Origin of the sequence: Phytoactinopolyspora halophila (assembly GCF_003287285.1) — a bacterium.
In the GTDB taxonomy this organism is placed as follows: Bacteria; Actinomycetota; Actinomycetes; order Jiangellales; family Jiangellaceae; genus Phytoactinopolyspora_A; species Phytoactinopolyspora_A halophila.
The window spans coordinates 84632-92790 of record NZ_QMIG01000022.1; the positions used below are offsets into that span (position 1 = coordinate 84632).

Here is an 8159-nt window from a genome sequence, read left to right on the forward strand (position 1 = left end):
CTACCCGGCTCTCAACTGCACAACCTTGTTATCGTGAGAGGGTACCGCGTCTGATCCGAGGTTGGCTACGATCTCGTCCCGCTTACGCCGATGCGCCCTCCAGTTGAGATACGTCATGGTCATAGATACGTCAGCGTGTCCGAGCATCTCTTTGACAATGATCAAAGCCATATCCTGACCCACGCCCTTCTCGATCAACTCGTCAAGCATGGCATGCGCACCGCTACGTCGTAGTGTGTGAGTGCCCAACCCCTTGTCCGTGTAACCAAGGGTGGTAAGCGCTGTCCAAACGCGCCTACCCGGATTCATGAAAGCACGATCTGGCACATATGTCTCATCGCTGGCTGCGCGAGGGTCTTTATTTTGCAGGGCGCAAATAACTGGCCACCGTGGGTCTGGTGCCGTGATTTGCAACAACCGGCATAGGTGGGACCGCCACCGGTTCAGCTCTGGTTCCAGGTATTTCGAGATAGGCAACGAATCCACATCATCTGTCTTGGTGCGATAGATCGAAATTCGTTCCTCAATATCACCCCAGCGAATATTTATCATCTCGCTGCGTCGCACCAACGAGTACAAGCCCAAAGCCACCAATGCGCGATCACGAGCGCATTGCCGTTCGGCAACATCCAGCAACTCATCAAACCTGCTTGATGGCACAAACAGTTGTTGGCCTCGTGAAGTTTTCAGATGCCGGAAGTCCTCGATGATGTCAGTGAGGGGATCTATATACCCACGACTTTTGAGCCAACGTTGAAAATGCCCAATACGCGCAACATACATTTGCTTCGTCGCTGGTTTCCAACTATCGCTGTTCGCGCCCAGCCACGCTTCAACGTGTTTTGGCTGGAGATTGCTGGCGTAAATGTCCCCTGCGACATTTACGAAGTTTTTAACTACACACCAGGCTGTTTTGTACGTTACTGGCTTTACTCTGAGCTTGAGCATCTGACCGTATTCATCACGAGCCTCATGAAGCCGAACTTTTCGTGGCATTAGACGGCCCTCGCCATCGCATCTGTGAGGGCTTGAGGCCCCTTCCCCGGGCCATCACACACGGGGACTGGTTCCAGCCGATCCTGAATGTCTCCACCAATGTCCCAGCGGGTGTCTCGGGGGTGACTCCGGATCCAGATTGTGGCTCCAAACTGATTGATCTTGGTGTCGAACCACGGCTCACCCTTACGGCTGCCGGACTTGATGCGCTTGGCGCGCATCTCGTCCTCGGTCAGGCAGCGACGACGATCAGGTCCCTTGGTGACCCCGTGTTTGCCAACACGGTGCGCATCACCAGCCTCAGTGCTGCCAAAGGTCTGGCAGCATGCACCGCAATGTTCTACAACATCGCCGCTCCAAGCGGCGCCGCACTCATGGACAAGGTTCATTGATCTTCCTCCCGCACGGTAGGCAAGGTTGTTGCAAGGCAATATTGTCAAACTTGTGAACCGTGCGCAAGGTCATGCGGTCTTCGCCTACAACAACTACCTGGGTACCGACGAGGTGGCGACGTTGCGGCCGCCGCTTCCGGACATCCCGTACTACGTGACCGAATCGGTGGGCTCGCTCAACGGTGCGCCGCTCTACCGGCACATCGACTCCGCCGATGTCCAGGCGCGCCAGGCATATCTGCACGCGCAGGTTCACAACCAGGCCGGGAGCGACGATCGATATGCGGGGCTGGTTGCCTGGTCCGCGATCGACTATCAATCGATTAACGGCGGCAACCGGATATACGAGGGTCTGAAGTGGAACGGCGTGCTCGACACGTTCCGTATGCCGAAACTCGGTGCCGGGATCTACCGTGCCCAGGTCGATCCCCGAATACGTCCGGTCGTGGAGCCGGCGTTCTACTGGGATTTCGGTCCGAAGTCACCGCAGGACGGGCCCGGTCCGCAGGCGATGATCTGCTCCAACTGTGACCGGCTCGAGATATACGTCGGTGACCGGCACCACGCGGCGGTCACGCCGGCGGTGGCAAAATTCCCGTACTTGCCCTACCCACCGTCCTTCGTCGATCTGACCGTCGACGGCGCTTCGGCTGGTGACCTGCGAATAGAGGGCTATGTCGGCGAGGAGCGAGTGCTGACCCGCAAGTTCGCGGCCGATCCCGGGGGCGATCATCTGGCGATGGATGTCGACGACCCGAAGATCCGGGCAGACGGATCGGACGCCACCCGGGTTTGGTTCCGGGCGGTCGATCGGCATGGCTCGCCACGGCCGTATGTCGAGGGCGAGCTGTCGCTGACCGTCGAGGGTCCGGGAGACCTCGTGGGCGACAACCCGTTCGACTTCGGCGCGAACGGGGGCGTGGGGGCGATCTGGATCAGAAGCCGGCCGGATCGGCCGGGCGCCATCCGGGTACGGGCGGAACACCCCGTGCTGGGCGAGGCCGACGTGCGCATCGTCGCCCTCCGATCTCGAGGGCGGCGTGACTAGCAGCACTTTTGCCTGATATGGCGATGCCCCGGGGCCCGACGCCCCGGGGCATCGTCATGTCAGGCGGCGCTGGCTATCCCGCGTTGATCATCAACGATCGCCGACATGGACATGTGCACGATGGTCAACGATCACGTGATGGCGCGACGACACCCACGCGTGTGCCCTCCTCTTTCGCGACAAAATTCGCCCCTCGCCTCGTGTAACAGCAAGGCAACAGGCAAAAGACTCTTGACTTCTGTTCGTAAGCTGCCTAGTTTTTTTGACCATTAGACGGAAGGTGCGTGACGCAGGTCACGGCCCCCGCGTCTAGGCACGGTGTAGCGACGCGAGAGGGGGACGCCCGGATGCGCGACGGTGTGCTCCTCGCCGGCGCCGGCCCGGCGTCGGCCGACCAGCCCGCGTGTCGGCGGCGCGGCCCGAGCCCGCTGCCATGCGGCCCGGAGGCAGGCGTAGGGGAATCGACAGGAGGTATGCCGTGACCGACGCGCTGTTGCGGATGCGTGGCATCGTCAAGAGCTTCCCGGGTGTGCGTGCTCTGGACGGTATCGACCTGGACGTGAGTGCCGGCGAAGTGCACTGCCTGCTTGGCCAGAACGGCGCGGGCAAGTCAACGCTGATCAAAGTGCTGTCCGGCGCGCACCAGCCCGATGCGGGGACCGTCGAATGGCGCGGCGAGAACGCGCGGATCGCCGATCCGATGGCGGCCATGCGCCTCGGCATCGCCACCATCTACCAGGAGCTCGACCTCGTCGATGGGCTGACCGTCGCGGAGAACATCTTCCTTGGTCAGGAGATGGCCACCGCTGGCTTCACCCGGCGCTGGCGCACCGACCGGGCCGCGCGGGCGCTGCTCGGGCAGCTGGGACATCCGGAGATCTCGCCCAACACCGAGGTGGGACGTCTCTCCGCGGCGGGCAAGCAGATCGTGAGTATGGCGCGGGCGCTGTCGCACGACGTCAAGCTGATCGTCATGGACGAGCCGTCCGCGGTGCTCGACAAGGAGGAGGTCGCCCGGCTGTTCGGCGTGATCCGTGACCTTACCGCTGATGGCGTCGCCGTCATCTACATTTCGCACCGGCTGGAAGAGATCCGGGAGGTGGGTGACCGGGTGACGGTGCTCAAGGACGGCCGAACCGTGGCCACCGGCCTCCCGGCTGGCGAGACGCCCACGTCCGAGGTCATCCGGCTGATGACCGGGCGCACGTTCGAGTACGTCTTCCCGGACCGTGTCGAACGCGACGACGAGGCCGAGCCGGTGCTGCGGGTGAGCGGGCTGAGCCGGGAAGGTGAGTTCCAGGATGTCAGTTTCGACGTGGCGCCCGGGGAGATCGTCGGGCTCGCCGGCCTGGTGGGCTCGAGCCGTTCGGAGATCATCGAGACCATCTACGGGGCGCGCAAGTCCACCTCCGGAACGGTGACGGTCCACGGCCGGCGGCTGCGGCCCGGCTCGGTGCGCTCTGCCGTGTCCGCCGGAGTTGGTCTCTGCCCGGAAGAGCGCAAGAGCCAGGCGCTGCTCATGGCCGAGTCGGTGGCGAACAACGTCACCCTGGCGACGCTGCCGCGGTTTGCCCACGCATCGTTCATCGACCGTGCTGCGGAACGCAGTGCGGCGACCGAGCAGGTGAACCGGCTGGACATCCGCCCGCAGGATCCCAGCCGGGAGGCACGCACGCTGTCCGGCGGGAACCAGCAGAAGGTGGTGCTGGGTCGCTGGCTGCTCACGGGGTGCGACGTGCTGCTGCTGGATGAGCCCACCCGGGGCGTGGACGTCGGTGCGCGCTCCGAGCTGTACGACCTGATCCGGGAGCTCGCGGCGCAGGGCGTCGCGATCGTGATGGTGAGCAGCGAAATCCCGGAGGTGCTCGGACTGGCCGATCGGGTGCTGGTGATCCGCGAGGGCCGTGTGGTTCATACCGGGCCAGCCGGGGAGATCGACGAACACCAGGTCCTCGACCTGGTGATGGAAGGGAGCGTCACGTGAGCGAGAGGACCACTCCGGAAAGCGGTCAGCCCGCTGCTCCGACGGCGCCGCCGAGCGAGGACGAGCACGCGCGGCTCGAGTCCGCGGCCGAGGCCGGTGGCACCCAGTCCGCCTTGCGACGCCTGATGTCCGGTTCGGCCGGGCGGAACCTCGGCCTGGTTCTCGCGCTGCTCATCGTCGTCGTCATCGGTGTGGCCACCGCGCCGGACCGGTTCCCCACGGTGGACAACACGCTGACCATCCTGCGTTTCGCCTCAGCGCTCGGCGTGGTCAGTATCGGCATGACGTTCGTGATCGCGGCCGGGCACATCGACCTGTCGGTCGGTGCCATCATGGCATTGGCCTCGGTCTGGGCGACGACCCTGGCATCTCAGCGGATGGCCGAGGACTTCCACTGGGTCACCATGGTGATCACCGCGCTGGCGGTGGGGGCAAGCTGTGGCCTGATCAACGGCATCCTGGTGGCGTACGGGCGAATGGCCTCGTTCATCGTGACGCTCGCCATGCTCGTCGGCGCTCGCGGGCTGGCCGAGATGATCTCCGGGAAGCGCAACCAGATCGCTGAGGTCCAGGGCTTCCTCGACTTTTTCGGCGGCGAGGTGTTCGGGCTGCCGGTGCTGGTGATCATCTTTGCCCTGGTGGCGGCGGCCGCATGGGTCCTGCTCAATCGCACCACGTTCGGCCGGCGCACGCTCGCCGTCGGCGGGAACGCGGAGGCGGCTCGGCTGGCGGGCATCAGGGTCAAGCGGCACACCATGGTGGTGTTCGCGCTGGTCGGTGTGGCCTGCGGGATCGCGGCGTTGATGATGGTGGCCAGGACCACCACGGGCACGTCCACGCACGGCATGCTCTGGGAGCTGGAAGCGATCGCCGCCGTGGTGATCGGGGGGACGCTGCTTTCCGGTGGGCGCGGCACGATCGTCGGCACCGTCTTCGGCGTGCTGATCCTCGCCACGCTCACCAACGTCTTCACCCTCCACAACCTCGATACCTCCACACAGGCCGTGGCCAAGGGCGCGATCATCGTCGTCGCGGTCCTATTGCAGCAGCGGGTGGCCGCCCGAAACGGCGGACCTTGACCGTCCCACGCCCATCCGCCCCCGACCAGCGCAACCTCCACACCCACCCGACCCGACTTCGAGGAGACCCCCGATGCTCCACAGCACCATTCACCGATCCCCTTCACCCCGGCGGTTGCTCATCACGGCGGGCGCGTTCGCGATAGCCACGGCTCTCGTTGCCGGCTGTACCAGCAACGAGCCGGCCAGTTCCGACGACGAGGGCGAACAGCAGGCGGCCGGGAGTTCCAACGACGAGATGGGCGAGGAGGTCACCATCGCGTGGTCCGGGCCCGAAGCCGACCACGGCTGGCTAGCCGCGATCAACAGCTCGGCGCTGGACGAGGCCGAGAAGTACGACGACATCAACCTGCGCGCGGCCGAGGGCACGAACGACGCGAGCCTGCAGATTCAGCAGGTGGAGACGTTCATCAACGAGGGCGTCGACGCGATCGTGCTGCTGCCGACCGATGGCGCGGCCCTCACCGACATCGCCATGGAGGCGATGGATGCGGGCATCCCCGTGGTGAACGTCGACCGGGAATTCTCCAGCCCGTTCGCCGCGCGCACCACCATCCTGGGCGACAACTACGGCATGGGGGTCTCTGCCGGAACGTACGCGTGCCAACTGATCGAGGAGCACGACATCGACGACCCGGTGATCGCCGAGATCGCCGGGATCGACGCGCTGCCGCTGACCCAGGACCGCTCCGACGGTTTCGCCGAGGCGCTGAGTAACTGCGGCGAGGAGGTCGACAACCGGGTGGCGGCCGAATTCACCGTGGAGAGCGGCGAGGCGGAGGCGTCGAACCTGCTGCAGGCCGCGCCGGAGATCGACATCATCTGGAACCACGACGACGACCAGGGCGTCGGCGTGAAAGCGGCGTTCGACAACGCCGGGCGTGACGAGTTCTTCTTCATCGGCGGGGCGGGCTCGTGCAACGCGATGCGCTGGATCGAGGACGGCGAGATGGAAGCGACCGTGCTGTACCCGCCGACGCAGGCGGCGGACGGCATCCGGCTGGCCCGGCTGATCGCGCAGGGCAAGGGAATGTCCGACCTGGTCCAGGTGGCGGTGCCGCGGCGCATCGTGCTCGACGCTCCCGTCGTGACGGCGGACAACGTCGACCAGCACATGGAGCGCTGCTTTGAGTCCTGATTGCGATCGGGGGTGGTGCCCGCTCGCCGGGGAGAGCGGGCACCCCGTCGGCCATCTCCACGTCCGTGCGAATCTCTCGCGAAATACGAGCTAAGGAACCATTTTCATGACTGACGACAGCACAGCGACCCTCGGGATCGGCATGGTGGGGTACTCCTTCATGGGAGTCGTCCACTCGCACGCGTGGCGCAACGTCCGGAGTTTCTTCGACGTGCCCCTGGTGCCGCGCCTGGCTGCTCTCGCGGGCCGCAACGTCGAGGCCGCCACGGCCGTCGCGGACAAGTTCGGATGGGAGCATGTCGAGAGCGACTGGCGCGCCCTGCTCGCGCGCGACGACGTCGACCTCGTCGACGTGTGCACGCCGGGAGACACCCATGCCGAGATCGCGATCGCGGCGCTGGACGCCGGAAAGCACGTGCTCTGCGAGAAGCCGCTCGCGAATTCGGTGAGTGAGGCGGCGGAGATGGCGGCCGCAGCGGCCCGTGCTCGCCAGGCGGGCGTGCGGGCCATGGTCGGCTTCACCTATCGACGGGTGCCCGCGATCGTTCTCGCGCGAAACCTGGTGGCCGAGGGCCGCATCGGTGAGATCCGGCACGTGCGCGCGCAGTACTTGCAGGACTGGCTGGTGGATCGGCAGGCGCCGATGTCGTGGCGGCTGGAGAAGTCGCGTGCGGGATCGGGGGCGCTCGGGGACATCGGCGCGCACATCGTGGATCTGACCCAATTCATCACCGGTGAGCAGATCACCGGTGTGAGCGCGCTGATGGAAACGTTCGTCAAGCAGCGCCCGGCGGCCGAACCCGCGGCGGAGGTGAAACTCGGCGGGCATGTCGACGCCGGGGACGCTCCGCTGGCGGACGTGACCGTGGATGATGCGGCCGTGTTCACGGGCCGGTTCAGCGGGGGAGCACTGGCCACGTTCGAGGCGACGCGGTACGCGGCAGGGCGCAAGAACGCCATCCGGATCGAGATCAACGGTTCCTTGGGGTCGCTGGCGTTCGACTTCGAGGACATGAACGTCTTGCACTTCTACGACGACTCCGAGTCGTCTCAGACGGCGGGCTTCCGGCGAATTCTCGTCACCGAGCCGGACCATCCGTTCCTCGCGGCGTGGTGGCCGCCGGGACACCTGCTGGGGTACGAGCACGGCTTTACCCATCAGGCCGTCGACCTGGTAACCGCCCTGGCAGACGGGCGCGGTCCGGAGCCGACGTTCGATGACGGTCTGCGCGTGCAGCAGGTGCTGGCAGCCGTGGAACAGAGCGCCGCCAAGGACAGCGCGTGGACCGTCGTGGGTGGCTGATGGCCGTGGTGACGCGAGCAGGGCGCGCGAGGAGGGATGTCTTCTGACCAGGAGCTGACAACGGGGGCGACCAAGCACGGACGCCGGAACGTGACTCGACGTGATGTGTGGGTCTCGTCCGGTTGCGGAGTGTGTGCCGTGTTTCTCGATCGCTAAGGAGTTTGTGGTGCGTTGTTTGAAGCGTGTGGTGGCTGGTGGTGTGTCGGTTGTGTTGGCGGT

At 65.3% G+C, this 8159-nt stretch carries 7 protein-coding genes; 5 read left to right on the forward strand and 2 right to left on the reverse strand.

What is annotated here, in order from left to right; all coding sequences use genetic code 11:
• Both DPM12_RS17710 and DPM12_RS24535 read right to left on the reverse strand, forming a co-directional pair.
• Positions 1–948: a tyrosine-type recombinase/integrase gene (locus DPM12_RS17710; RefSeq protein WP_158542940.1), complete on the reverse strand. Its 948-nt coding sequence runs from the start codon at positions 946–948 to the stop codon at positions 1–3.
• 47 nt (positions 949–995) lie between these two features.
• A complete protein-coding gene (locus DPM12_RS24535; protein ID WP_425467609.1) occupies positions 996–1385 on the reverse strand; it encodes an FDXHR family putative zinc-binding protein in 390 nt (129 codons plus the stop codon).
• Positions 1386–1440: 55 nt separating this feature from the next.
• On the opposite strand from DPM12_RS24535, the gene DPM12_RS17720 reads away from it, so the two are divergent.
• The 5 genes from DPM12_RS17720 (at position 1441) to DPM12_RS17740 (ending at position 7940) form a co-directional block, all read left to right on the forward strand.
• Entirely contained in the window at positions 1441–2436 is a 996-nt protein-coding gene (locus DPM12_RS17720) for a hypothetical protein (protein WP_112259682.1), read from the forward strand.
• A 499-nt stretch (positions 2437–2935) separates the two neighbouring features.
• Entirely contained in the window at positions 2936–4420 is a 1485-nt protein-coding gene (locus tag DPM12_RS17725) for a sugar ABC transporter ATP-binding protein (RefSeq protein WP_112259689.1), read from the forward strand.
• Positions 4417–5499, forward strand: coding sequence for an ABC transporter permease (locus DPM12_RS17730; protein ID WP_211659099.1), 1083 nt, complete (start codon positions 4417–4419; stop codon positions 5497–5499). The genes DPM12_RS17725 and DPM12_RS17730 overlap by 4 nt, the downstream gene beginning before the upstream one ends.
• Before the next feature lie 73 nt (positions 5500–5572).
• Complete coding sequence (locus tag DPM12_RS17735) at positions 5573–6637, forward strand: substrate-binding domain-containing protein (RefSeq protein WP_112259683.1); 1065 nt, start codon at positions 5573–5575, stop codon at positions 6635–6637.
• 106 nt (positions 6638–6743) lie between these two features.
• Positions 6744–7940, forward strand: coding sequence for a Gfo/Idh/MocA family protein (locus DPM12_RS17740; RefSeq protein ID WP_112259684.1), 1197 nt, complete (start codon positions 6744–6746; stop codon positions 7938–7940).
• Positions 7941–8159 lie beyond the last annotated feature (219 nt).

What these genes read in the sequence shown, in the direction of transcription:
- DPM12_RS17725 (WP_112259689.1), top strand. Translation starts at nt 2,936, where the DNA reads ATGCGTGGCATCGTCAAGAGCTTCCCGGGTGTGCGTGCTCTGGACGGT.
- DPM12_RS24535 (WP_425467609.1), bottom strand. Translation starts at nt 1,385, where the DNA reads ATGAACCTTGTCCATGAGTGCGGCGCCGCTTGGAGCGGCGATGTTGTA.
- DPM12_RS17710 (WP_158542940.1), bottom strand. Translation starts at nt 948, where the DNA reads ATGCTCAAGCTCAGAGTAAAGCCAGTAACGTACAAAACAGCCTGGTGT.
- DPM12_RS17735 (WP_112259683.1), top strand. Translation starts at nt 5,573, where the DNA reads ATGCTCCACAGCACCATTCACCGATCCCCTTCACCCCGGCGGTTGCTC.
- DPM12_RS17740 (WP_112259684.1), top strand. Translation starts at nt 6,744, where the DNA reads ATGACTGACGACAGCACAGCGACCCTCGGGATCGGCATGGTGGGGTAC.